The organism is Erwinia persicina, from assembly GCF_014838825.1.
GTDB lineage: Bacteria > Pseudomonadota > Gammaproteobacteria > Enterobacterales > Enterobacteriaceae > Erwinia > Erwinia persicina_A.
This window is the reverse complement of record NZ_JACYMO010000001.1, coordinates 360,606-383,673: the sequence shown is the minus strand read 5'-3', so window position 1 is coordinate 383,673 and position 23,068 is coordinate 360,606. Positions and strand designations below refer to the sequence as shown.

Here is a 23,068-nt window from a genome sequence, read left to right as displayed (position 1 = left end):
ACAAACAGAAAAAAGGGGTAAATCCCTTGTTTTCTGGCACCGTTATGACAGGGTGAAAAACCAACCTTATCCGTCAGGAGCCATTAACGTGAATTCACACCCGATACGACGCATCATAGAAGCCTGTGACCGGGCGATCACCGCCCGGGATTTTGACAGCCTGATGGGCTGGTATGCCGCTGATGCCAGCCTGGTGGTGAAACCCGGGATGATTGTGCAGGGGCACGATGCCATTCGCCGGGCCTTTGTGGCGATTGCCGACCACTTTCAAGGCCAGCTCAGGGTAGAGCAGGGCGAGATGCAGGTCATCGAAGGCAGCGGAAACGCCCTGGTGATAATGGAAACGGTCCTGCACTATCCTGACGGCGCGGGAGGAACCGTCACCACCACGCGCCGGGCCACCTATGTCTATCGTCAGGAGCCGGATGGCGGCTGGCTTTGCACTATCGATAACTCTTACGGCACCACGCTGCTGGACGGTTAATCTCCGCAAGACTGGCGCGCCGCCCGCCGGTAGAGCGTGCTGCGCGCCACCCCCAGTGCCTCCGCCGTTTTACTGACGTTGCCGTTAAAGCGTTGCAGCGTTGCCGCAATCAGGGCGTCGTCATGCTGTTGCAGTGCGGGGCGCGGTGGGGCAGCACAATGCTGATACTCCGGCGGCAGACTGTCCGCATCCAGTTGGGTGTCATCATCTGCCAGCGCCAGTAACACCTTCAGCACGCTGCGCAGCTGCCGGACATTTCCCGGCCACGCCTGCTGTGTCAGGGTAGCCAGCAGCCGCGGCGACAGACCGATGCCCCGCTGTTCCCCACCCATTTCCTGCCAGAGCTGCAGAATAAAGGCGGGCAGTTCCGGCCACTCGCGCAGGGGGGGCAGAGTCAGTGAAAATTCCTGCAGACGGTAGAGCAGGTCTTCGCGGAACTCACCGCTGGCGACCCGCGCGGGCAGGTTGCGGTGCGTCGCGCAGATCACAGCAAAATTTACCGGCCAGCTGCGGCTTGATCCCAGCGGAGCGACCTCTTTTTCCTGTAAAACACGCAGCAGACGGGTCTGCAGCGCCAGCGGCATATCGCCAATTTCATCCAGAAACAGCACCCCGCCGTCGGCTTCGCGAATTTTACCGATATAGCCGTTCTTGCTGGCACCGGTAAAGGCCCCCGGCTGATAGCCAAACAGTTCCGATTCGATCAGCGATTCGGGGATCGCTGCGCAGTTAATGGCAACAAATTTCCCCTGACGCCAGCGACTCTGCTGATGCAGCATCCGGCTGACATACTCTTTGCCGCTGCCGGTTTCGCCCTGTACGCAGAGAGATACCCCGGCATTCAACAGGCGCACCAGCTTATCTCCGCCGTCACGCAGCGGCAGCGGGAGAGGGCAGGCTCCGGTCTGCAGGGCAGGAACGTGGCGACGTGCCGGGGCTCGCAGGCGGAAAAAATAACGTTGTGCATCACAGGTGGTCAGGGACTGCGGGACCTGATTAGCGTGCTGTTGCAGATGCGGGAAGAGCTGCTGAAAGGTCAGGCTGCCCATCTGTTCAGCGCGCAGCGTCAGCTCACGCATCGCGACACGGTTGGCCGCCATCAGAATATTGTCAGAAAACACCAGTAACAGCTCTTCAGCCCGGTCCAGCCCCTGCAACTGCAGATGCAGGCTCATCAGCCACTGGTCAGGATGCAGGGTCTGCTTCACCCAAAGATACTCAATTTGTCTGGCTGCCTCATTGATCCATGCCAGCGTATGCGGATGGGCAAAATGCGCCGGACCGGAAATATCCAGTACCCCGGCGACCTGCCCGCCGGGGGTTTGCAGCGGAATGGCCGCGCAGTACAGGCCCTGGTTACGGGTGAGAAAATGCTGCTGACCGTCGATTTCACAGCAGTCATCAATGGCCAGCGCCGTGCCGATGGCATTGGTGCCGCGCCCGCACTCGCTCCATAAATTACCGGGTGCCAGTGCAAAACGTTCGGCTTTTTTCAGCGCCTGCATATCGCCAAAGGTGTTCAGGACCAGACCGCTGGCGTCGGAGAGGATCACCACGGCCTGCTTGTCGGCCACTTTTTCGGCGAGGGCATGGATGGCAGGCCGGGCAAACTGCTGCAGCGTGGCGTGGTGGGCCAGCACATCCGCCAGTTCCCCCTGACGCAGTCGGGGAAAATCATCGGAAAGGCGATCCAGACCGTATAGCTGGCTGCGAAACCAGGAGTCGCTCAGAAGGGGATCGGGCGCGATCGCGGAGGGAATGGCCGGTGACGAAAATCCCTGCATTGATAACCTCATACCGTCGTCAGAGTGTTGCGACATTGTAGCTATCTGGTATTCAGGGTGTTGCGATTTGCAACACAGTTGCGGAATTTCGCTCTCAAACTTCCCGTTACTGATAAAAAGAACAGCCCATCCTGCTGATTTTTAACATCATTATAAACGGTGACATATCGTCCCGAAACTGGCACGCCATATGCAAAAGGGATCGTTCAACCGTGACAACGTATGAACAACAGTACGGCGCGGTTGATTATCTCTCTGAGAACCCCCTACAAGAGGATTTTGCGATGCGTTATTCCCATCCCGGCACGCCCGGAGCCCTGGTGTCCTTTAAGGCCGCCTACGGCAACTTCATTGATGGCAAATTCGTCGAACCGCTGAGCGGCCAGTATTTTATGAATACCTCGCCGGTGAACGGCAGTGACATTGCACAGTTTCCACGTTCCGATGCCCGTGATATTGACGCCGCGCTGGATGCCGCACACCGTGCAGCGGACGCCTGGGGAAAAACCAGCGTTCAGCACCGTTCCAACCTGCTGTTGCAGCTGGCGGACCGGATCGAAGCGAACCTGGAATACCTGGCCGTGGCAGAGAGCTGGGACAACGGGAAACCGATCCGCGAAACCCTCAATGCGGACCTGCCGCTGGCCGTGGATCACTTCCGCTACTTCGCCGGATGTCTGCGGGCGCAGGAAGGCAGCGCCGCCGAGATTGATGAGAAAACCGTTGCTTATCACTTCCACGAACCGCTGGGCGTGGTCGGGCAGATTATCCCGTGGAACTTCCCGCTGCTGATGGCGGCCTGGAAGCTGGCCCCGGCGCTGGCAGCCGGTAACTGCGTGGTGCTGAAGCCCGCTGAACAGACACCGCTGGCGATCACGCTGCTGCTGGAACTGGTCGGGGATCTCTTCCCGCCCGGGGTGCTCAATGTCGTGCAGGGCTTTGGCCGGGAAGCCGGAGAAGCCCTGGCCACCAGCCGGCGTATCGCCAAGATTGCCTTTACCGGTTCAACGCCGGTAGGCCGCCATATTATGGCCTGTGCGGCGGAAAACATCATTCCCTGCACCGTGGAGCTGGGCGGTAAATCACCGAACATTTACTTTGCCGATGTGATGAACGGGGAGCCTGATTTCATTGATAAAGCGGTAGAAGGGCTGGTGCTGGGCTTCTTCAACCAGGGCGAAGTCTGCACCTGCCCGTCACGCGCCCTGATCCATGAAGCGATCTATGCACCCTTTATGGAAAAAGTGATGGCAAAAGTCGCCACCATCAAACGCGGTGACCCGCTGGACACAGAGACGATGATCGGGGCGCAGGCATCACGCCAGCAGTTCGATAAGATCCTCTCCTACATCGATATCGCCCGCCTGGAAGGCGGCAAAATTCTCACAGGCGGTGAACGCGCCAGCCTGGGCCCGGAGCTGGACAGCGGCTACTACATCCAGCCGACGCTTATCCAGGGGGATAACCAGATGCGCTGTTTCCAGGAGGAGATTTTCGGGCCGGTGATTGGCGTGACGCGCTTCCGGGATGAAGCGGAGGCGCTGGCCATCGCCAATGAAACCCAGTTTGGCCTGGGGGCGGGCATCTGGACGCGCGACTCGAATCTTGCCTATCGCATGGGCCGCAGCATCAAGGCCGGACGCGTGTGGACTAACTGTTATCACATATACCCGGCTCACGCCGCCTTTGGCGGTTACAAGCAGTCGGGCGTCGGGCGCGAGACGCACAAGATGGCACTGAACGCCTATCAGCAAACTAAAAACCTGCTGGTCAGCTATGACACAGCACCGTTAGGGCTGTTTTAAGCCTGTTTTCCCGTAAGGAGTGCATAATGAAAACCATGAAAGCTGCCGTCGTGAAAGCCTTTGGTCAGCCGTTAGTGATTGAACAGGTGCCGATCCCCGAGGTGGGACCGGGTCAGCTGCTGGTCAAAGTCATCGCCACCGGCGTCTGCCATACCGACCTGCACGCCGCCGAAGGTGACTGGCCGGTCAAGCCGCAGCCGCCGTTTATTCCGGGGCATGAGGGTGTCGGGTATGTGGTGGCGGTCGGCGAAGGCGTCAAACATATTAAAGAGGGCGACCGCGTGGGCGTACCGTGGCTCTACTCCGCCTGCGGCCACTGCGAACACTGCCTGGACAGCTGGGAAACCCTCTGCCATTCGCAGCAAAACGCCGGTTATTCGGTGAACGGCAGCTTTGCCGAGTACTGCCTGGCCGATGCTAACTACGTTGGGATCCTGCCGGACAATATCGATTTTAATGAAATTGCCCCCATTCTGTGTGCCGGTGTCACGGTCTATAAAGGACTGAAAATGACCGAAGCCAAAGCCGGGGACTGGGTGGTGGTGTCCGGTATCGGCGGGCTTGGCCATATGGCGGTTCAGTACGCGGTGGCCATGGGCTTTAACGTGGCGGCAGTCGATATTGATGATGACAAACTGGCCTTTGCCAGACGACTGGGGGCCAGCGTCACGGCCAACGCCCGCAACGTTGACCCGGCGAAGGTGTTTAAAGAGGCGTTCGGCGGCGCACACGGCGTACTGGTCACGGCCGTCTCGCCCAAAGCCTTTGAGCAGGCCATTGGCACACTGCGCCGCGGCGGAACCATGGTGCTGAACGGGCTGCCGCCGGGCAAGTTTGACCTGTCGATTTTCGATATGGTGCTGGATGGCATTACCGTGCGCGGGTCGATTGTGGGTACGCGTAAGGACCTGCAGGAAGCTCTGGACTTCGCCGGTCGCCACAAGGTGGCGGCGAATATCGCCGTCGAGCCGCTGGCCAATATCAACGATATTTTTGCCCGCATGCATGCCGGTAAAATTGAGGGGCGTATCGTTATCGATCTGGCTCTGTAGCCCGGCCGGCCGGGCCACCTCCGGCCGCCATCACAGGCGCGGCAGCGCGCTGTGCCTGTTCGCAAACCACCCACTTTCAGTGCTATCATCGGGCGGATGTTTCCCTGGTAAAAAACCCGCTTATGACGCTGACCCTGCAGGATATTGAGCACTTGATGGCACCGACTGGCTTTGCGGCGAGCGTGCGCTGAGATGGCTGAAGCTGATTTGAACTTGCTGATCGCCCTGGACGTCCTGCTGGCCGAAGTCAGCGTGGCGGCGGCTGCGCGCCGTCTGGGGCTCAGTGCCTCCGCCATGAGCCGCACCCTGAGCCGCCTGCGCAGCGTGACCGGCGATCCGCTGCTGGTGCGGGCGGGGCGGCAGATGGTGCTGACGCCCCGGGCCGAAGCCCTGCGTGAAAGCACCCGGCGTGCCGTAACCGAAGCCCGTGCCGTGCTGCGGCCCGCCAGTACGACGCTGGAACCGGCCACCCTCGATCGTGAGTTCACCCTGCGCGCCAACGACGGCTTTGTGGAAGCCTTTGGTCCGGCGCTGATCGCCGCAACCGCCAGCGCAGCCCCTCTGGTGCGGCTGCGGTTTGCTCCAAAACCGCAAAAGAGCATAAAGCCGCTGCGAGAAGGTCTGGTGGATATTGAAATTGGTGTCGCCGGAGAGATGGGCCCGGAAATTCGCCTTCAGGCGCTGTTTCGCGATCGTTTCGTCGGCGTGGTCCGCCGGGATCATCCGCTGGCGCAGCAGGCGGACGTCAGCGTCACTCAGTATACGGCTTATGGCCATGTCGTGGCCTCACGCAGCGGCCGCAGCACGGGGCCGGTGGATGCGTCGCTGGCGGAACTGGGCCTGCAGCGCAAGGTGCAGGCCGTGGTGCCGGGCTTTCCCGCCGCACTGGCGGTGGCCCGGGCCTCTGACCTGGTGGCGCTGGTGCCGGCATCCTTTTTAATTAATCAGCCGGAGGGCTGGCTGGCGATGTTTGAACTGCCGGTGAAAACTGCCCCCATTACCGTGTCGCAGATGTGGCACCCGCGATCGGAGGTCGACCCCGCCCACCGCTGGCTACGGCAGTTGCTGCTCACCGTTTGCCGTCAGCACGTTCCTTTGTGACAGTGTCACACTAAGCCGTCTGCGTCGGCAAATCGCAAGGTCAGGAATGGGGAACGACAAACAGGGATTTGCAGGCGGGGCAGAGCAGCGTTTTTTGTTGACGAATTTTGATCGCAGCATGGGATGAGCGATGCCCGCAAACCGGACACACGGCCTGGGTAGTTGACGCCGTGGCGCTGGTTAAGCGCTTCATAACATCATTGATAAATGACATAAAACCTCACTGACTGGCGGTGAATATTATTGCTGCGAGAGTGCCGCTGACGGTTCCCTGGCCGGAAATAAACAACCTTTCGACATGCCAGAGGAGCCGGTTATTGCCGGGAACCAGCAGAAAACGCGCCCGGCCTGAGTGCCGACACTTTATACCGACAGAAGCACAGTGTCCGGTTAAACGCGCCAAATAATGTACAACGCCGCAATGTCTGTTTTATTTAGCGTTGCCTTCTTTAGTGCGCCGCTTTGCGCTGCTAATCAGCAGATATCACTATCGCCTGTACCCTAACCAGCATCACTGTCTGAGTTATTCCGCGTGCGTCTGGCGGCAAAGCCGTTCAGCCTGTGCCAGGCTGGATAAACGAACGAGGCTAATTTAGCTAAGGAACGGAGATGAAGGCGTTTGACTACCAGAAGGACTACACACAGCTCGACTGCCGCAGGCATCCGGAACACTACCAGGTCGGGCGCGGGGAGCAGGGCGTACTGATGGTGGAGCCCTATAAAGGGGAGATCCTGCCGCACTGGCGTTTTAAAACGGTGGCGATAGCGGAAGCCTCCGCTAAAAAGATTATGGCAATGTTTGAAGACTACCGGAATAACGACGATTTTGTTGGCATGGACATGGCCCGCAAATTTATTCAGATGGGTTACACGCGCGCCCGCCGCTATGCCAACCATCAGGGCGGTAAGAAATACGACGCTGACGGAAATATTCTGCCTTATACCCTGAATGAAGAGAAAGCCGCTGCGGCCGCCGTGTTTAAAGCCTGCTGGGACAGCATTCGCGCCGATAAAGATTACCTGGCGCGCAGGAAAAAACATCAGCAACAGTATGGATAATACTGGCAGGGGCTACACCAGACATTTAGTCAGATAATATCGCTGTATGCCCGGGTCGGGAAAATCCGCTAAGGTCATCTGCAACTGATAGCCCTGTTTTTGATAAAAGGGCAGCGCCTGAAAGCTGAAGGTATCCACCAGTGCCTGGCGCGTCCCTTTTTTAATCCCTTCGCGCTCCGCCGTCTGGAGCAGCGTCGCCCCCAGCCCGCTGCCTCTGGCCGCTTCGCTGACCCACAGGTATTCAACATTCAGCCACAGCCCGACTCTGGAAGCGATCAGCCCGCCCAGAAGGACGCCGTTATCACCGCGACTAAACAAGCCAAGATCGCCCCAGTTATCTTTATTGATAAACTGGCGGTTATAGCTTCTTAATCCGGCCAGCAAATCCTCTTTGTCCGACTCTGAAATATGTTCAACAACGGTTACATTCATGAGTCACCTTATACGCAGGAATAAAAAAGACAGAGCAGTGGCCGGTAAACATAGTCGGGAATTCAGGATAATAACAGGAAAAAAAAGACTTTTTCGTTAACTCAGTGGCAATAACAAATTGTTACCAATAGGTGATAATAAAGTAACTAAATAAACTATTTCTCGCCCCTGCGCTGCCGATAACAGAGCGATTTACTAAAACAAGCGTCGTTCAACAAAGGAAGTTTATTTAATGAAAAAGTTGTTTGTTTACTTTGAGAATATGGCCGTTGGAAAAAAGTTAATGTCAGGTTTTGGCCTGGTTCTGATCCTGAGTATTGCCGTGGCACTCTGCGGGATCAAAAGTCTGGATGATATTGGCGATCGCGCCGGTAAAGTGCGGATGTTGAAAATACTGACCGATCAGTTTGCTTTAGCGAAAGATTCCCGCCTGCAATATATCAAAACACACGATGAGCAATTTATCAGCGCCAACGACCGGCACCTGCAGGAGGTTGAGGCGCAGATTAATGAACTGAAACAGCGCCACTGGAGCGGCGAAAAACGAGCGCAGCTCGACAGCCTGACCGGCTATATCGCGACCTATCGCGATAAACGCGCGGAAACGGTGCTGGAAACCCAGAAGCGTAGCCAGATCGCCTCTGCGCTGTCCGTCAGCAAAGAAAGAGACACGATAGCCAGTCTTTCTGCCGCATATGCCGGTCAGCCCGAGTTTGCTGCGCCCGCAGCGGCCCTGGCGGAGTCGGTTAAACATCTTGATGGCGTCGCGACCCGCCTGACGCTGCTGGAACTGCAGAACAGTGAAGCGGCGCAGGATGCACTGGCAGGCTTTATAACTGAATCGATTCAGTTATTGCAGGCGGTGGCACCTCAACTGAAGCCCACAGAGCGTGAGCGTCTGGAGTCCGTCGTCGCTACGCTGGAGATGAAAAAACCACAGGTCGCCAGCTATCGCACTTCATTCCTGGCGGAACAGGAAGCCACCCGGTCACTGGCAGCAGCCGGACTCAAGCTCACTTCGATTAGCGCACAGCTGTTCGAACAGGAAATTGATGCCACCCAGGAGGATATCCGGCAGGCGGTTGTCTGGATGGTGGCAATCCTGCTGACCGCCGTAGTGACCGGCATTGTGATTGCGATGGTGATCACCCGCCAGATCACCCGTCCGCTGTCATCCATTCTGACATTCACCCGGCGCATTGCCTCCGGCGATCTCAGTATGAATATGGCCACCACGCGGCGTGACGAGATGGGTAAACTGATGAATGCAGTCGGCGGTATGAATGACGACCTGCGCCGCATTATCAGTGATATCCGCAACGGCGTCTCACAGGTCAATCTGGCCTCTGCTGAGATTGCAGCGGGTAATGAGGATCTCTCGTCAAGGACGGAACAGCAGGCCGCAGCGCTGGAGCAAACGGCCGCCAGCATGGAACAGCTGACCGCCACCGTGAAAAATAACGTGCAGAATATCCATCACTCCACCAGCCTGGCGCAAACCACCGCGTCTATTGCCAATAAAGGCGGCAGTATCGTCACTCAGGTGACGGAAACGATGCGCGCCATTACCGCCAGCTCAGTGAAAATTAATGACATCACTACCGTCATTAACAGCATTGCCTTCCAGACCAATATTCTGGCGCTGAATGCTGCCGTTGAAGCGGCGCGGGCGGGCGAGCAGGGACGGGGCTTTGCCGTGGTAGCGACGGAAGTCAGAAACCTGGCCCAGCGCAGCGCAGAGGCCGCCAAAGAGATTGGCACGCTGATCGAGGCGTCGGTAAAACAGATCGACTCCGGCGCGGTGCTGGTGGAGCAGGCCGGTGGAACCATGCGTGACATTGTCACTTCAGCCGAGAACGTTACCGGCATTCTTAATGAGATCGCGCAGGCCTCTGATGAGCAGAATAGCGGTATTTCGCAGGTTGGCGTAGCCATTACCGAAATGGATAACGTTACGCAGCAAAATGCCGCCCTGGTGGAACAGTCTTCTTCAGCGGCGAATGCCCTGCGCGATCAGGCAGAAAGCCTGTTGAATTCAGTATCACGCTTTACCACCCACGCCTGACGGAGGGCCACGTAAAAGCCCGGTGCGCCAGCACCGGGCCTGACCGGATCAGCTGAGATGGGGCCAGGCCACCGCCGGGATGCCGTTCAGCAGCGGCCGGGCAAACAGATATCCCTGAAAGTGGTGGATCCCTGCCGCTTCCAGCCAGCGCCACTCGGCGGCCGTCTCCACCCCTTCCGCTACCACGGTGATCTCCAGCGATGCGCAGCAGTTGACGATGGCTCTGACAATCGCCTGTTTCGGCCCATTGGTCTGAATCGACTCAATCAGGCTGCGGTCAATCTTCAGTTTTTCTGGCTGAAGCCTGGCCAGCAGGGAGAGGCCGGCAAAACCCGCACCAAAGTCATCAATCGCCAGGCCAATCCCGGCATAGCGCAGCTGGTGAATAGCCTTTTCAAATTCATCAAACCGCGAGATAAACTCATCTTCGGTCACTTCCACGATCACCTGTTCCGGCTCCAGCCCGTGCCGCGTAATCTGCTCCAGCAATATATCTACGGCTGAAGGCACCAGCACCAGCGACATGGGGCGCAGATTCACCGCGATCTGCGCGTGGCCGATATCCAGCTGACTGGCGAGAGCAAAGGCCGCATTCTTGGCATGCAGATCCGCCTCATACAGCTTATCCGCGGGAAGCGCGGCAAAATAATCCGCCGGGGAGCCGCCAGACGGGCTGCGGATCAGGGCCTCCAGATAGCCGATGCTGCGGGCACCGGGATTCACCACCGGCTGCAGAGCAAACTGACAGGGTTCGCCGTCAGGAGCGAAAGTCCGCATCTGCATGGCGTCCGCTTCAGCGGTGAACCGCCACTCAGCGCTGTCATCGGGCAGCGACAGATGATTCTTTCGCGGTCCGGTAACAAAGGTTTTGATAAATTTGAACACCCGGTCGCCATAATTCAGCGGATATTTAGCGGTGCCGCGGCTGAGGACGTTGTCCAGGATCCGCTCAGAGGTGAGATTGCGCATATCGATCACCTCCATGCCCAGCCTGCCGAACCGACGCTCAGGGGCATAATCACGCATCAGCTGCACAATCTGCGTGTGTCGTGGATCGGTGCGTACGCGGTTATACACCCTGTCGATGGCCTCAGCGGGGCCTTCGAGGATCTGAAAAAAATAGTCACCATCAAACAGCAAGATACCGGTGACGCTGACCGTTTCATTAAAGCGCTGCGCTTTTCCCGCCAGCTGGGCCAGAAAATGTACGCTGACGCTGCGACTCAGGCGACTACGGTAAATAAGCGTCGTTAACATGCGTTCCTGACCTGGTTGACGTGAGAAGGGCGTTAGTTACAGTTGAATTTATCGCAGAGTGATTGTTGGTCGCAAGAAAACACTGGGTAATGCGGAAAGTAAAAAAAACCGGCCCGGTGGCCGGCGGAGACAACGAGCCAGTCTGTAGCGCTATGACAGCCTGCCCGGCGAGGGGGATACGCCGGATCAGGGGAGGTGTAAACTCACCTCCTGGTTACCCCTGGTGGTGGGCATCGAACTGTTTCCAGGTATCGGTCAGGTCAATCACCTGCCGGGTTTTGCGGGCTTCATCAATCTTAATCGCGGTCAGGCCCGCTTCCAGCGCATCCACCACTGATACTTTCAGCGGCGTACCCTGGGTAATGTGTTTGACAATCTCTTCTGCCATCAGCGCGTCGGCCCCGTAGTGGCCGTCGTAGGCATTGCCGCTGTAGGCGGTATCCACTTCTTTTTCACCGGTGCGGGCGTTGTGTACGCGGAAATAGTTGCGAACAAAGTCCCCCTCGGCCATCCCGTCAGTGCCGATGACACAAAAGCGGCGAAACTCATCAGGGACGTTGAGGTTGGCGTGGAACGACAGGGCAGCCCCGCTGGCATACTCAATCATTGCCGTCTGGTAGTCGACAATATCCGCATCGCTGTCAAATACTGCATCGGTCGATGACCAGCCACTGGGTTTTACATGGTAGACCTCTGAGTCTGCCGTCACGGCCCCCTTTGGAGCATGCTGCGGAGTGAATGACTTCCGGCCACCGAAGCTGGCCACCCTGACCGGACGTTCGCCGATCAGCCCCTGATAGAGATCGATATCATGGCAGCATTTTTCCAGAATATAGGGACCGGCATACTTCTCCAGCCGACGCCAGTCGCGCTGAAAGAATGCCCCGTGATAGGGCTTGATATGCTCGGTGGCTTCGATCGAGGTAATTTCACCCAGCTGGCCGGCATCCCGGGCGGCCAGCAGATCGTGATAGAGGGGGGAGTAACGCAGCACCAGCCCGACCAGAATACGGTCCTGACCATATTCGCGTACCAGCTTCGCCATTTCCATCGTCTGCGCTTCGTCAATCACCACCGGCTTTTCAGTAAACACGCGATAACCCGCCGCCAGTGCCTGACGAATATGCTCAAGGTGCATGAAGTTAGGCGACCCCACCAGGATCAGATCGAGATCGCCATGCTGTAACAGCGCGTCCACTGAGCCATAAGCCGTACCGGCAGCGATACCAACGTTCTGGAGGTTCGCCAGACCTGCCGGGGCCGGGTCGTAATAGCCTGCCAGTTCAAACGTCGCATCGGCTTTGCTGAACTCGTGAACGACATGGGACAGGCGGAAACCCAGACCGATAATGCCTACTTTCATGTTAAAACCCCTGACGGAAATGCCGAAGCATGAGGTAACGGTAAGCTGACCCGAAAGGGGCGTCAGCTGGAGATTATCTGACCACCAACTTATTACGACAGAAAAAGTAATGTCAATATACGCGCCATCACACTTACGGGATAAAAATCTTAATATATTGATTTTAATCAATTTAACATTGTATGATTTTCGTCATATTTATTTGTTATTGCGATTTAAGTTTTTTTCACCTATCGTTCGCACACTACAGTCACCTCTGTTCACCTGGCTTAATTGGGAGGAAACGCGTGCACCCAGACTATCTCCTCGGTATTGACGGCGGAGGCACGCGCAGCCGTGCGCGGCTAACCGATTACAGCGGCCGCGTGCTGGCCGAAACCACCGGCGGACCGGCCAATGTCTGGTCCGATTACGCGCAGGCTATCCAGGGGACAGATCAGCTTATCGCCCGGACCATCGCAGAAGCAGGCCTGCCGCCCGATGCACTGACCAGAACCGCCCTGGTCGCCGGACTGGCCGGGGCCAATGTCGCCTCGGTACAGGCACGCCTCGCCAGCTGGCGGCCTGCCTGTGCCGCTGTGCAGGCCATCACCGATGTTGAAATTGCCTGTGCCGGGGCGCACGACGGCCAGCCAGGTGCCGTGCTGATTGTCGGCACCGGCAGCCAGGGTGCGGCCTGGAACGGGGAGCATTTTACGCTGCTCGGCGGCTGGGGCTTCGCACTGTCAGACCAGGGGGCAGGTGCCGACCTTGGCCGCCGGACCCTGCGTCTGGCGCTGCTGGCCCATGAAGATATCATCGCAAAAACGGACTTGACTCACAGCGTGATGGCGCGCTTTCAGCAGAGTGCAGAGTCAATGCTACTCTGGACGCGCACCGCCACGCCGGGCGACTGGGCCAGCGTCGTGCCCGACGTGTTTAGCGCCGCCCACGCTGGCGATCCTCATGCCGTGGCGCTGATCCAACAGACCGCTGACGACATCGCTCTGCTGGTGCGCCGTCTGCACCGCCTTAGTAACGGGCGCATTGCCCTGATGGGCGGGCTGGCCTCACCTGTTGAACGCTGGCTGCCTGACGCGGTCCGCACGCTGCTGGTGGCTCCCCGGCAGGATGCCCTGGCGGGCGCACTTTATCTGGCCCGCCATAACGCCTCACTGGCAGAAACAAGGGATATATGACCGCGCCAAACGTAACCGCGCGCATTCTGCGCCTGATTGTTGAAAATGCCCCCATCAGCCAGTCCGACCTGAAAGTGCGGACTGGCTTAAGTATGTCGACCGTTTCCCAGGCCACTAACCGCCTGCTGGCCCATGAGGTCATTCAGGAACTGGGCCTGCGCCGCGTATCGATGGGGCGGCCAAAAACGCTGCTGGGCCTCAACCCTGACCGGGCCAGCGTGGTAGGCATTCAGCTCAATGCTGAACGTAACCTGATCGTGATGACCGATCTGAACGGTAACCTGCTCAGTGAACAGCAGATCCCGTCGGGGGCAATGACCCCACGTCAGCTCAGTGATGCGCTGGCAAAATTTTTGCGCGGCGTGGAAGGTAAACGCGTCGGTGCCATCGGCCTGGCGCTGTCCGGCCTGGTGGACGCGGAGCAGGGCATCTGCATCCGTTCCAACGTGCTGGACTGGGATAACGTGCCGATAGCACAGCTGCTTGAAGCGCGCTTTGACCTGCCGGTGTTTATCGAAAATGACGCTAACGCGATGGCCCTGGCAGCGATGGTGTTTGGTCAACTGGGAAACGTACAGTCGGCGGTGATCGCGACCTATGGCAAAGGTATTGGCGCAGGTATTCTGCTGGATCGTCAGCTCTATCGCGGGCGTCACGGTAAAGCCGGAGAGATTGGTCATGCGTTACTGGGTGACGGGTCATTACGTCTGCTGGAAGAAGTGGCTTCTTCAAGGGCGGTGCTTCAGCGGGTCAGCGGACCTGAATCCACGTCAGCCACGCTGAAGTCGCTGGACAGCAATCCGACACCGGAAGTGCTTGAAGCGCTGGAAGAAGCGGGGCGACATCTGGGGATCTCCCTGGCCAACCTGTCCATTGCCTACGATCCGGACGTGGTCTATCTGGCGATGGAGCCGCAGATGGCATCCCGTATTCTGCTCGATCATATAACGCTTAACTTCCAGGCCTATCGTCTGAAGCTGACGCCGCAAACCACGCCGCTGCAGTTCCTCACCGAGTCGAGCCGCATGTGGGCGCTTGGAGCCGCCGGGTTTGCCATTAATAAGCTGCTGGATCTGCTGGCCGCCCGGGCCAATGACGAGGCAGAATCGCCGGTATAACCGGCGGATGTCCCCTGATGCGGTGGCGTCCCCTTTGTGAGCGGTCCGCCCGGTGCCATACCCCGGCCCGACTAGCGGATCCGCTGCCCCTGCTCATCAAACAGCAGGCAGTGGGCAGAGGGGATCGTCCACGTCACCGGCGTCCCTATCTCCCGCTCGTGTACCTCGCGCTCTTCCACCACCAGCATGGCGTCGCTGCCGGTCTTCAGGTACAGATAGTTGGTGTGCCCCAGTAGTTCACTGTAGGTCAGCTCCGCGCTGAAACGTGCGGCCGGGCCCTCCCCGCTGAACGGCTGGAAATGCTCGGGCCGGATGCCCAGCGTCACCCGCTGCCCCTCATGGCAGTCTGAATGCAGGGGCAGCGTCAGCATGTCGATGCCTAAAGACGGCAGGCGCAGCTGCACTTCTCCGGCCCGACAGGCCAGCACCTCCCCGGCAATAAAGTTCATTTTTGGCGAACCAATAAACCCCGCCACGAACAGATTATCCGGATCGTGATACAGGGAGAGCGGAGACCCGACCTGCTCAATACGCCCCTGGCGCAGCACCACGATGCGATCGGCCAGCGTCATCGCCTCCAGCTGGTCATGGGTCACATAAATCATCGTGTTCCCGAGCGAAGCGTGGAGGCGGGCAATCTCAATGCGCATCTGCAGGCGCAGCTCCGCATCCAGGTTAGACAGCGGCTCATCAAAGAGGAAAATACGCGGATGACGAATAATGGCGCGGCCAATCGCCACCCGCTGACGCTGGCCCCCCGACAGGGCGCGCGGGTGCCGATCGAGTAATTCGGTCAGGTGCAGTTTGTCAGCGGTTTCTGCAATCGCGCGGGCGATCTCTGCCTTGGGTTTTTTTGCCACCTCCAGCGGGTAGGCGAGGTTGCCGCGCACCGTCATATTGGGATAGAGTGCGTAGGACTGGAAAACCATCGCCACGCCGCGTTCGGTGGCCGGACGCTGCGTCATGTCCTCTTCATCAATCAGCAGCTGCCCGCCGCTGATCTCCTCCAGCCCGGCAATCATCCTCAGCAGGGTGGACTTCCCGCAGCCGGAAGGCCCGACAAAGACCACAAACTCTCCGCTGTTAATGGTCAGATCAATGCCTTTGATCACACTGATATGGTCGTAAGACTTTTCAACGTTCTGCAATCGCAAACTGGTCATCGGCTGCCTCACTCAGAGTAACTGGCCCATATAAATGGCGTTGCTGCGCAGCAGGGGCCGGAAGCCCATCCGCTCGTAAAAAGCACACACCTGCTCGTTTTGCAGACTGACGCCCAGATGAACCCCACGTACCCCTGCGGCCCGCAGCGCATTCAGCTGATGCTCAATCATTTTGCGGCCCCAGCCGCCTTTCTGCTGCGCCGGTAACAGGTTGATATGCAGATGGGCAGGCCAGTCGCTGACCAGCTCTTCCGCGGCGGTCTCAGGATGGCGAATACTGTTCAGCAGGTTGCCATCCAGCGGGGCTTCCGGCTGGCGCTGGCGGTACTGCTCTTGTAAGGCAGGCCACCATGATTCATTCAGCCGGGCCTCAAACGCCCGCGTATCCGGTGCGGCCACAACGTAACCCATCACTTCACCGCCGACGTCGAGCACAAAGGCGAAGTCGGGTGCAAAGCGGGCATAGGGCACAGCAAAGCGCTGACCGGGATAGTCCGGGTCAGAGTAGAGCGCCGTGGCGTCCTGACCGGCATGGGCGGTTTGCAGACAGATGCGGTACAGCGCCGGATAGTCTGCGGGGGTGGCCGCACGGATCCTACTGGGATTATTCATTTTCTCTTCTCGTTGGTCAGCCATTGAGCCATTTCAACGTTAATGAATGCCGACTTAGTTTTCAAGATGAAATAATTGCGTTACTTCACAAAGCGGGGCGAACGCACGCCCCCAGATGGCCCGGTAACGGTTACAGCGGTCATCAGTTCCCCTGTAGCCCTGCGGCTTTGGTCATTTAACAAGAGAGTGCAGTGGCGACAATTCGCGGCGGCATATGATTTTCATATGGTTTTACAGAGGCTTAGTTTTCAGACCATTTTATCAGTGCATCGTGCTGGCAGTGCAGAGTCATAGCGGATTGATCGCCAGAGGTACAGCGTTCTGGCGCGATAACCTGCGGGTCCGCTGCGCAACCTGCTGATTTTTCGCCCCGGATCACAGTGCGGAAATTCCCCCCGACAGGGGTTTGACTTTGTTTTCCTATTAAAGTAAGTATTGAGAGGTGCGATAATAATCGTGGCGTCAGTCTGCGGGATGAGCAGATGTCGAGATGAAGGGATGCCCATTCCGTGATGGAGAAACCGAGCACTATGTCTAATTCATCTGTTCGTTCGTCCCAGTTTCGCGCTTCCGTACGCCTGCTCTCACGCCTGATTGCAGCGGGTACGCTGGCCGGATGTCTGGCGCAAAGCGCCCATGCCGCCGTCACGCTTAATGAATGGGATATCTACAACTACCCGCAGCAAACCGCCGCCGTGGATGAAGGGATTAAAGCCTTTTCCCAGAAAAACCCGGGCATCATTATTAACCGCTCCGTGCACTCCTTTGAAGACACCCGCATTCCGCTGAAGCTGGCGTTAACCGCCGGGGACGGCCCACAGATTGCTCAGGTCAATCAGGGCGGTGGGGATATGGGCTCGCTGGTCAAAGATAAGCTGCTGATCCCGCTGGACGGTTATGCCAGCACTTACGGCTGGACCCAGCGCTTCCCGGACTCCATCCTCAAGCGTAACCGCTGGTCTGATAAAGGTGATTTCGGCAGCGGTAAGCTGTACGGCGTGGCCAGTCTGGGTGAGATGGTCGGGCTCTACTACAACAAAGCCCTGCTGGATAAAGCCGGAATTGCCGTACCGAAGACGCTGCCGGAGCTGGAAAGCGCTATGGCGAAGCTGAAAGAGCAGGGTGTAGCCCCGATGATGCTGGGCCTGCTGGACGGCAATATGGGCCAGCAGATGCTGAGTACCCTCTGGCAGGCACAGATCGACAGTAAAGACCGTAAAACGCTTGATGATCTGATCTATGACGTGGGCGGTACCTTCAAGGATCCGAAACTGACCAAAGCCGGAGAGATGCTGAAAAGCTGGAATGATAAAGGCTGGTTCTTCCCGGGCTTCCAGGGCATTGGTAACGATGATGCGGCCACCCTGTTCCAGAACGGTCAGTCAGCCTTCCTGATCAGCGGTACCTGGTACCTTGGCCAGTTTAAAGATAATAAAGATATCCACTTTGCCGCCATGCCGGCAGGTGCCGGGGTCAAGCATCCTTTGATGGTCGGCGGTACGGACCTGGCCTTTTCGGTGACCAGCACGGCAAAAGACAAAACCCAGCAGGATGCAGCGGCGACCTTTATTGACTACATGGTGTCAGACGCCATGGCTGACCGCTGGTTAAAAGCCGGTTTCCTGCCAGCCAGCTCGAATAAAAATGCGCAGGTGCCTGCCGATAATGTGCTGCTGAAAGAAGCCTGGCAGGTGTGGTTAACCCTCAATGAGTATGACGGGCTGGGCCACTACGTTGACTGGGCCACGCCGACCATGAACGCCGAACTGAATCAGAACGTCCAGCTGCTGCTCGGTGGCCGCCAGACGGTCGATAAGATGGTGACGAACTTTGACGACAATTATCAGCGCTACCTGAAAAGCATGAAGCATTAAGCCGCATGGCCCGGCGGTACACTGCCGGGCCTAAAGACGTTCTGGCCTGTGAGTACGTTTATGTTGAATCTGAGTCCCTGGCGTAACTTTCTTTATCTTCTTCCGGCCGTGCTGGTGTACGCCGTGTTTATCCTGCTGCCGCTGCTGGCCTCGCTGGGCATCAGCCTGACGGAATGGGATGGCACCTCATCACCGCTGTTTGTCGGTATCAGTAACTATCTGCGCATGTTCAGCGACCCGGTATTCTGGATTGCGCTGGGCAATAATGCGCTGCTGATGCTGTTCTATACGCTGCTGCCGATCGGCATCGGCCTGCTGCTGTGCAGCTTCCTGAATGATATGCGCAGTAATACCGAGCGCAGCCTGCTGCGTATTCTCTTTTTCCTGCCCTACATCATGCCGATGGCGGTGCTGGGCGTGGTGTGGCGCTGGCTGTATAACCCGGCCTTTGGCCCGATTGACCAGCTGCTGCGCGCCGTGGGCCTGCCGCATCTGGCACTGTCGTGGCTGGGGGACTTTACCTGGGCACTGCCGGCGGTCGGGATGGTGGCCACCTGGTACTTCTTTGGCTTCTGTCTGGTGCTGTTTATGGCGGGGCTACAGCGCATGGATCCGTCGCTGCTGGAGGCGGCCGACCTTGACGGGTCATCACGGCGGCAGAAGTTTATGCGCATCACGCTGCCGGGGTTGCGCCCCGAAGTGCGGATCGCGCTGCTGCTGACCGTCATTGCCAGCCTGAAAACCTTCGACCTGGTGTACGTCATGACCCAGGGCGGCCCCGGGACATCCACAATGGTGACCAATATCTTTATGTACAAGCAGGGCTTTGACCTGCACTATTTTGGCTATGCCTCTTCGGTTGCGGTCTTCAGTATGCTGATCGTGCTGCTGATTAACTGGCTGATTCTTCTGGCGTTGAAGGAGCGTTGATCATGAACAAAACGCCGCTGAGTTCCCGCGCGCTGATTTGGCTGGTGGCGCTGCTCACCATCCTGCCGTTTCTGCTGGCGCTGCTGACCTCATTTAAAACGCAGATGGAGCTGTTTCAGGGCGTGTTCACCTTGCCCGGTTCACTCAACGTTAAAAATTACATCACCGCCTGGCAGCAGGGACACTTTAACGTCTACTTTCTGAACTCCGTGCTGGTGGTGATCCCGGTCGTGATCTGCAGTCTCTTTCTCGGCATCCTGGCCGGCTTCGGCTTTGCCTGGCTGAAGGTGCCGGGGAAGCGGGCGATCGCCGCCATGTTTGCGCTGGGTATGGTTCTGCCCGGCGAGGCGTTTATCATTCCGCTGTATCACGAGCTTCGCTGGATGGGGCTGACCAATACCTATCTGGCACTAATTATCCCGCAGATTGCGCTGTCGCTGCCGTTCACCACGCTGATGATCGCCAGCGCTTTCCAGCAGGTACCGAAAGAGCTGGTGGAAGCGGCGGTAATGGACGGTGCATCACGGGTTAAAATCCTCTGGGGACTGCTGGTGCCAGCCATTGGACAGACGCTCTCCACCCTGGCGCTGCTGCTGTTTATCTGGACGTGGAATGAGTTTCTGATGCCGCTGATACTGGTCAATAAAGATGAACTGCGCACGCTGCCTATCGGCATGATGCTGTTCCAGAACCGCAACACCATTGATATTCCGGTGCTGATGGCAGGAGCGATGATCGTGATCCTGCCGCTGATGGCGGTGTTCTTACTGTTCCAGCGTAAATTTATCAGCGGCGTGACGGAAGGGGCAGTGAAGTAACCGGGACGATAACTTCAGGGGCGGCGCTTTTCCAGACGGATATCCCCGTCGCCGATATCGGTTTCATTCCCCCATCCAGTATGGCGGTAAAACGCCGCTGCACGGGTGCGCTTTCCGGTTTCCAGCCAGGCGCAGGGATGCAGGGTGAACAGCGCATCCTCCGCCACGCTGACCAGCCGTTTGCCGATCCCTTTGCCCTGATGACCGGGAAGAACAAAGGCGGCAAACAGGCAGGCTTCCTCCGGGATAATCATCGAAAAGCCGATGATTTCTTCGCCCTGCGTGGCAACCCACGCACAGTCTGACGCCGCTATCATGGCGCTGACCGACGCCTCTGTAATGCCCAAAGCCTGCATTTCTTCGCGGGTCATCACATTTTCCTGCACTGAGGTGCGCACGGTAAATAAACCGTTAACATCGGAGGGCACGGCTACGCGTATCCTGACAGACATGACATTTCTCCCTGGCCGGGTTAACGGCCTTTTTCTTTTCTGACTAACGCCGGGTAACTGTACTCCGCTGAGTGGCCGGTGCGGATATCCAGCACCCGGTAGCGGGCATCGGGAAAGCGACCGTTTTTGTCGGTGATCAGCAGGGCGCGTCCGCGCTGGTCATTAAACATTTTTCCGGCGGGATAGGTTGGCGCATCCGGGTTCTTGCAGGGACAGTCTGACTGGCAGGCCATGATGTTGCCTCACAGAAGGGGTAAGGGGTGTTGTCACGGTGTCTATTCTGCCACAATGCGCGGCAGAATAGGGCTGTTCATTTCGCGGGTGAATTAAAAAATGAAGTTTTCATTTCCTCTGATCCTTCTGCACTGGCTGACGGTATTGCTGCTGCTACTGGCCTATGGCTCTATTCTGATCAGCGACTACGCCCGGCCGGGTAGCTGGCACGGCTACGCCATCGCCGTCACCCACGTCACCGCCGGGGCCACCGTCTTACTGACGATGGTGGCGCGACTGGTGATACGGCTGCATCAGCGGTCCCCGGCCATCATTCCGCCCCCGAAACGCTGGCATACCGCGCTGAGTCATCTGACCCATGCCTGCATCTATGCGCTATTCATTTCCCTGCCGGCCCTGGCGCTGGCGTCACGCTACTTCTGGGGAAGTGAGTGGAGCCTTTACGGTCTGGCCATGCCCTTTAGTCAGACCGCCCGTCCGGCGCTTTCCGCCAGCCTGAACCACTGGCATACCGTGCTGGCACCTGTGGGCTACTGGCTGATTGGCATCCATGCGCTGGCAGCACTGGCTCACCATTATATTCTCCGCGATAACACCCTGATCAGGATGATGCCGTCACGGCAAAAAACGAGCTGAAGATCACACTTTTGTCACCCGCGTGGCTGATAATATGCAGCCCACAGAAGCGAAAACCTACGGGGGAATTGCCATGCCAGATATCATGCCCGCCCGCTGCCACTGCGGTTCGGTGATGTTTAACGTCACGCTGGTCGACGGGCTGAACACCGCCCGACGCTGTAACTGCTCCTTTTGCCGGATGCGCGGTGCCGTGGTGGTCTTTGCCTCAGCGCTGGATATCACCAAAGGCCAGGAGAGCCTGACCGAGTACCGTTTTAACAGCCGGGAGGTGGCACACTATTTCTGCGCTGTGTGCGGTATTTATACCTTCCATCAGAGCCGATCAAATCCGCAGCAGTACGGGGTTAATGCCGCGTGCCTGGCCGGGATTTCCCCCTTTGACTTTGCCTCGGTTAACGTCACGGATGGCATCAACCACCCGAAAGATGGCGGAGCAGGCGGCATTGCCGGCACGTTGTCCTTCACCCCCACACCGCCCGATGATCATTGAACATCACTGAACACGGCTACCAGCGCTGATGCACCCAGGGGGCAATTTTATCGTCATACAGACGTTTCAGCGCGGCCAGCGTCTCGTCCGGCAGGGCGCTCATCGCGCTGGCACGGGCGTTTCCTGCCGACTGGACGGCATTTTTTGCACCGGGGATCACTACGCTGACGCAGTCATTCATTAAGATCCAGCGCAGGGCGAACATGGCCATCGTGTCATCCCCCTTCACGTACTGGCGGATCGCCTCCACCGCCTCAAGGGCGACATCCCACGGGACGCCAGAGAAAGTTTCACCTTTATCGAAGGCTTCACCGTTGCGGTTAAAAGTACGGTGATCGTCGGCAGAGAAGGTGGTGGCCGCCGTCATCTTGCCGGTCAGCAGACCAGAGGCGAGCGGCACCCGGGCAATAATACCGACGTCGCGACGCTTCGCCTCGCGCAGCAGCAGTTCGGCCGGTCGCTGGCGGAAAATGTTATAAATCAGCTGGATGGAGGCTACGTTGGGGTATTCCAGTGCCTTCAGACCTTCCTCGACCTTTTCCACCGACACGCCGTAATGGCGAATTTTCCCGGCCGCCACCATCTCATCCATGACTGCAAACACCTCCGGGGTGTAATAAATCTCGGTTGGCGGACAGTGCAGCTGCACCAGGTCCAGGGTTTCCATTTGCAGGTTGTCGCGTGAGCGATCGATAAAAGCATTCAGATTTTGGGCAGTGTAACCCTGTGCCTCATGGAGGGAGAGGCGGCGGCCCAGCTTGGTGGCGACGAACGGACGCTCTCCTCCGCGCTGGTTCAGCACCTCAGCAATGATTTTCTCTGAGCGGCCGTCACCATACACATCAGCGGTATCAATAAAGGTCATACCGGCATCCAGCGCAGCATTTAAGGCTTCCCGGGCATCGTCCAGACTCACTTCACCCCAGGTGCCGCCAATTGCCCATGCACCGAATCCGATCTCCCCGACCCGCTGGCCTGTTTTGCCAAGCATTCTCTGTTTCATCATCGCTTCCTTCATACGGTTAGGTAACGCGGGTGAGCGCGTGCGTACGCGCGTCGCCGCCTGAATCATTTCATCAGCTTAACGTTTACGCCGGGGGATAACCCGTGCTAAAAGATGAATGCCATTCATTCTGACAGTTAACCTGGTTCACCTTT

23 protein-coding genes are annotated in these 23,068 nt (G+C 57.9%); 13 read left to right on the top strand and 10 right to left on the bottom strand.

Annotated elements, in window-relative coordinates; genetic code table 11:
* The first annotated feature begins 88 nt into the window (after window positions 1-88).
* Window positions 89-484, top strand: coding sequence for an SgcJ/EcaC family oxidoreductase (locus IFU29_RS01755; RefSeq protein WP_191932392.1), 396 nt, complete (start codon window positions 89-91; stop codon window positions 482-484).
* On the opposite strand, the gene IFU29_RS01750 is transcribed toward IFU29_RS01755, so the two are convergent.
* Entirely contained in the window at window positions 481-2,268 is a 1,788-nt protein-coding gene (locus tag IFU29_RS01750) for a sigma-54-dependent Fis family transcriptional regulator (protein ID WP_191933094.1), read from the bottom strand. The two genes, IFU29_RS01755 and IFU29_RS01750, sit on opposite strands and share 4 nt — an antisense overlap.
* A 284-nt stretch (window positions 2,269-2,552) precedes the next feature.
* On the opposite strand from IFU29_RS01750, the gene exaC reads away from it, so the two are divergent.
* The 3 genes from exaC to IFU29_RS01735 all read left to right on the top strand — a co-directional run bounded on the left by exaC (window position 2,553) and on the right by IFU29_RS01735 (window position 6,226).
* Entirely contained in the window at window positions 2,553-4,073 is a 1,521-nt protein-coding gene (gene exaC, locus IFU29_RS01745) for an acetaldehyde dehydrogenase ExaC (protein ID WP_191933093.1), read from the top strand.
* A 26-nt stretch (window positions 4,074-4,099) separates the two neighbouring features.
* Window positions 4,100-5,125 carry an alcohol dehydrogenase AdhP gene (gene adhP / locus IFU29_RS01740; protein WP_191932391.1) on the top strand — a complete coding sequence of 342 codons (1,026 nt, stop codon included), beginning with the start codon at window positions 4,100-4,102 and terminating at the stop codon, window positions 5,123-5,125.
* Between the two features lie 192 nt (window positions 5,126-5,317).
* Window positions 5,318-6,226, top strand: a complete 909-nt coding sequence (locus IFU29_RS01735; protein ID WP_191932390.1) for a LysR family transcriptional regulator — start codon at window positions 5,318-5,320, stop codon at window positions 6,224-6,226.
* Between the two features lie 40 nt (window positions 6,227-6,266).
* Here the strand turns inward: IFU29_RS01735 and IFU29_RS22435 are convergent, their stop codons facing one another.
* Window positions 6,267-6,440: a YnfU family zinc-binding protein gene (locus IFU29_RS22435; protein WP_274604273.1), complete on the bottom strand. Its 174-nt coding sequence runs from the start codon at window positions 6,438-6,440 to the stop codon at window positions 6,267-6,269.
* Window positions 6,441-6,835: 395 nt separating this feature from the next.
* Here IFU29_RS22435 and IFU29_RS01730 point away from each other — a divergent pair, with 395 nt between their 5' ends.
* Complete coding sequence (locus IFU29_RS01730) at window positions 6,836-7,285, top strand: DUF4385 domain-containing protein (RefSeq protein WP_191932389.1); 450 nt, start codon at window positions 6,836-6,838, stop codon at window positions 7,283-7,285.
* 12 nt (window positions 7,286-7,297) lie between these two features.
* Here the strand turns inward: IFU29_RS01730 and IFU29_RS01725 are convergent, their stop codons facing one another.
* Window positions 7,298-7,717: a GNAT family N-acetyltransferase gene (locus tag IFU29_RS01725; protein ID WP_191932388.1), complete on the bottom strand. Its 420-nt coding sequence runs from the start codon at window positions 7,715-7,717 to the stop codon at window positions 7,298-7,300.
* Between the two features lie 232 nt (window positions 7,718-7,949).
* On the opposite strand from IFU29_RS01725, the gene IFU29_RS01720 reads away from it, so the two are divergent.
* On the top strand, window positions 7,950-9,782 hold the full coding sequence (locus tag IFU29_RS01720) for a methyl-accepting chemotaxis protein (protein ID WP_191932387.1): 1,833 nt from the start codon (window positions 7,950-7,952) through the stop codon (window positions 9,780-9,782).
* Between the two features lie 48 nt (window positions 9,783-9,830).
* Here IFU29_RS01720 and IFU29_RS01715 read toward each other — a convergent pair whose 3' ends face one another.
* Both IFU29_RS01715 and IFU29_RS01710 read right to left on the bottom strand, forming a co-directional pair.
* A complete protein-coding gene (locus tag IFU29_RS01715) occupies window positions 9,831-11,039 on the bottom strand; it encodes a diguanylate phosphodiesterase (protein ID WP_191932386.1) in 1,209 nt (402 codons plus the stop codon).
* Window positions 11,040-11,253: 214 nt separating this feature from the next.
* Window positions 11,254-12,402 (bottom strand): Gfo/Idh/MocA family protein, encoded by a 1,149-nt coding sequence (locus tag IFU29_RS01710; RefSeq protein WP_191932385.1) that lies wholly within the window; start codon window positions 12,400-12,402, stop codon window positions 11,254-11,256.
* 287 nt (window positions 12,403-12,689) lie between these two features.
* Here IFU29_RS01710 and IFU29_RS01705 point away from each other — a divergent pair, with 287 nt between their 5' ends.
* A complete protein-coding gene (locus IFU29_RS01705) occupies window positions 12,690-13,580 on the top strand; it encodes a BadF/BadG/BcrA/BcrD ATPase family protein (protein WP_191932384.1) in 891 nt (296 codons plus the stop codon).
* Window positions 13,577-14,698, top strand: coding sequence for an ROK family transcriptional regulator (locus IFU29_RS01700; RefSeq protein WP_191932383.1), 1,122 nt, complete (start codon window positions 13,577-13,579; stop codon window positions 14,696-14,698). The genes IFU29_RS01705 and IFU29_RS01700 overlap by 4 nt, the downstream gene beginning before the upstream one ends.
* Before the next feature lie 71 nt (window positions 14,699-14,769).
* Here IFU29_RS01700 and IFU29_RS01695 read toward each other — a convergent pair whose 3' ends face one another.
* Both IFU29_RS01695 and IFU29_RS01690 read right to left on the bottom strand, forming a co-directional pair.
* The gene (locus tag IFU29_RS01695; RefSeq protein ID WP_191932382.1) at window positions 14,770-15,861 is read right to left on the bottom strand and encodes an ABC transporter ATP-binding protein; all 1,092 of its coding nucleotides are present in this window, start codon (window positions 15,859-15,861) and stop codon (window positions 14,770-14,772) included.
* A 12-nt stretch (window positions 15,862-15,873) separates the two neighbouring features.
* Entirely contained in the window at window positions 15,874-16,473 is a 600-nt protein-coding gene (locus tag IFU29_RS01690) for a GNAT family N-acetyltransferase (RefSeq protein ID WP_191932381.1), read from the bottom strand.
* 530 nt (window positions 16,474-17,003) lie between these two features.
* Between IFU29_RS01690 and IFU29_RS01685 the strand changes: the two genes are divergently transcribed.
* From IFU29_RS01685 to IFU29_RS01675, 3 genes are read left to right on the top strand one after another with little or no spacing between them, the layout of a single operon-like run.
* On the top strand, window positions 17,004-18,347 hold the full coding sequence (locus tag IFU29_RS01685) for an ABC transporter substrate-binding protein (protein ID WP_191932380.1): 1,344 nt from the start codon (window positions 17,004-17,006) through the stop codon (window positions 18,345-18,347).
* Between the two features lie 60 nt (window positions 18,348-18,407).
* Window positions 18,408-19,277 (top strand): carbohydrate ABC transporter permease, encoded by an 870-nt coding sequence (locus IFU29_RS01680; protein ID WP_191932379.1) that lies wholly within the window; start codon window positions 18,408-18,410, stop codon window positions 19,275-19,277.
* Window positions 19,278-19,279: 2 nt separating this feature from the next.
* Window positions 19,280-20,095 carry a carbohydrate ABC transporter permease gene (locus IFU29_RS01675; RefSeq protein ID WP_191932378.1) on the top strand — a complete coding sequence of 272 codons (816 nt, stop codon included), beginning with the start codon at window positions 19,280-19,282 and terminating at the stop codon, window positions 20,093-20,095.
* Window positions 20,096-20,109: 14 nt separating this feature from the next.
* On the opposite strand, the gene IFU29_RS01670 is transcribed toward IFU29_RS01675, so the two are convergent.
* Both IFU29_RS01670 and IFU29_RS01665 read right to left on the bottom strand, forming a co-directional pair.
* Window positions 20,110-20,547: a GNAT family N-acetyltransferase gene (locus IFU29_RS01670; RefSeq protein WP_191932377.1), complete on the bottom strand. Its 438-nt coding sequence runs from the start codon at window positions 20,545-20,547 to the stop codon at window positions 20,110-20,112.
* A gap of 20 nt (window positions 20,548-20,567) precedes the next feature.
* Window positions 20,568-20,780 (bottom strand): hypothetical protein, encoded by a 213-nt coding sequence (locus tag IFU29_RS01665; RefSeq protein ID WP_062743257.1) that lies wholly within the window; start codon window positions 20,778-20,780, stop codon window positions 20,568-20,570.
* A 100-nt stretch (window positions 20,781-20,880) separates the two neighbouring features.
* On the opposite strand from IFU29_RS01665, the gene IFU29_RS01660 reads away from it, so the two are divergent.
* Together IFU29_RS01660 and IFU29_RS01655 are read left to right on the top strand one after the other, a co-directional pair.
* Window positions 20,881-21,417, top strand: coding sequence for a cytochrome b/b6 domain-containing protein (locus tag IFU29_RS01660; protein WP_191932376.1), 537 nt, complete (start codon window positions 20,881-20,883; stop codon window positions 21,415-21,417).
* Window positions 21,418-21,490: 73 nt separating this feature from the next.
* Complete coding sequence (locus IFU29_RS01655) at window positions 21,491-21,910, top strand: GFA family protein (RefSeq protein WP_191933092.1); 420 nt, start codon at window positions 21,491-21,493, stop codon at window positions 21,908-21,910.
* Window positions 21,911-21,926: 16 nt separating this feature from the next.
* Here the strand turns inward: IFU29_RS01655 and IFU29_RS01650 are convergent, their stop codons facing one another.
* Complete coding sequence (locus IFU29_RS01650; RefSeq protein ID WP_244633605.1) at window positions 21,927-22,916, bottom strand: aldo/keto reductase; 990 nt, start codon at window positions 22,914-22,916, stop codon at window positions 21,927-21,929.
* Window positions 22,917-23,068 lie beyond the last annotated feature (152 nt).

Excerpts from the sequence above, each read along its gene's own strand:
- IFU29_RS01750 (WP_191933094.1), bottom strand. The coding sequence starts at position 2,268 with ATGCAGGGATTTTCGTCACCGGCCATTCCCTCCGCGATCGCGCCCGAT.
- exaC (WP_191933093.1), top strand. The coding sequence starts at position 2,553 with ATGCGTTATTCCCATCCCGGCACGCCCGGAGCCCTGGTGTCCTTTAAG.
- adhP (WP_191932391.1), top strand. The coding sequence starts at position 4,100 with ATGAAAACCATGAAAGCTGCCGTCGTGAAAGCCTTTGGTCAGCCGTTA.
- IFU29_RS01735 (WP_191932390.1), top strand. The coding sequence starts at position 5,318 with ATGGCTGAAGCTGATTTGAACTTGCTGATCGCCCTGGACGTCCTGCTG.
- IFU29_RS22435 (WP_274604273.1), bottom strand. The coding sequence starts at position 6,440 with ATGTCATTTATCAATGATGTTATGAAGCGCTTAACCAGCGCCACGGCG.
- IFU29_RS01730 (WP_191932389.1), top strand. The coding sequence starts at position 6,836 with ATGAAGGCGTTTGACTACCAGAAGGACTACACACAGCTCGACTGCCGC.
- IFU29_RS01725 (WP_191932388.1), bottom strand. The coding sequence starts at position 7,717 with ATGAATGTAACCGTTGTTGAACATATTTCAGAGTCGGACAAAGAGGAT.
- IFU29_RS01720 (WP_191932387.1), top strand. The coding sequence starts at position 7,950 with ATGAAAAAGTTGTTTGTTTACTTTGAGAATATGGCCGTTGGAAAAAAG.
- IFU29_RS01715 (WP_191932386.1), bottom strand. The coding sequence starts at position 11,039 with ATGTTAACGACGCTTATTTACCGTAGTCGCCTGAGTCGCAGCGTCAGC.
- IFU29_RS01710 (WP_191932385.1), bottom strand. The coding sequence starts at position 12,402 with ATGAAAGTAGGCATTATCGGTCTGGGTTTCCGCCTGTCCCATGTCGTT.
- IFU29_RS01700 (WP_191932383.1), top strand. The coding sequence starts at position 13,577 with ATGACCGCGCCAAACGTAACCGCGCGCATTCTGCGCCTGATTGTTGAA.
- IFU29_RS01695 (WP_191932382.1), bottom strand. The coding sequence starts at position 15,861 with ATGACCAGTTTGCGATTGCAGAACGTTGAAAAGTCTTACGACCATATC.
- IFU29_RS01690 (WP_191932381.1), bottom strand. The coding sequence starts at position 16,473 with ATGAATAATCCCAGTAGGATCCGTGCGGCCACCCCCGCAGACTATCCG.
- IFU29_RS01685 (WP_191932380.1), top strand. The coding sequence starts at position 17,004 with ATGTCTAATTCATCTGTTCGTTCGTCCCAGTTTCGCGCTTCCGTACGC.
- IFU29_RS01680 (WP_191932379.1), top strand. The coding sequence starts at position 18,408 with ATGTTGAATCTGAGTCCCTGGCGTAACTTTCTTTATCTTCTTCCGGCC.
- IFU29_RS01675 (WP_191932378.1), top strand. The coding sequence starts at position 19,280 with ATGAACAAAACGCCGCTGAGTTCCCGCGCGCTGATTTGGCTGGTGGCG.
- IFU29_RS01670 (WP_191932377.1), bottom strand. The coding sequence starts at position 20,547 with ATGTCTGTCAGGATACGCGTAGCCGTGCCCTCCGATGTTAACGGTTTA.
- IFU29_RS01665 (WP_062743257.1), bottom strand. The coding sequence starts at position 20,780 with ATGGCCTGCCAGTCAGACTGTCCCTGCAAGAACCCGGATGCGCCAACC.
- IFU29_RS01660 (WP_191932376.1), top strand. The coding sequence starts at position 20,881 with ATGAAGTTTTCATTTCCTCTGATCCTTCTGCACTGGCTGACGGTATTG.
- IFU29_RS01655 (WP_191933092.1), top strand. The coding sequence starts at position 21,491 with ATGCCAGATATCATGCCCGCCCGCTGCCACTGCGGTTCGGTGATGTTT.
- IFU29_RS01650 (WP_244633605.1), bottom strand. The coding sequence starts at position 22,916 with ATGATGAAACAGAGAATGCTTGGCAAAACAGGCCAGCGGGTCGGGGAG.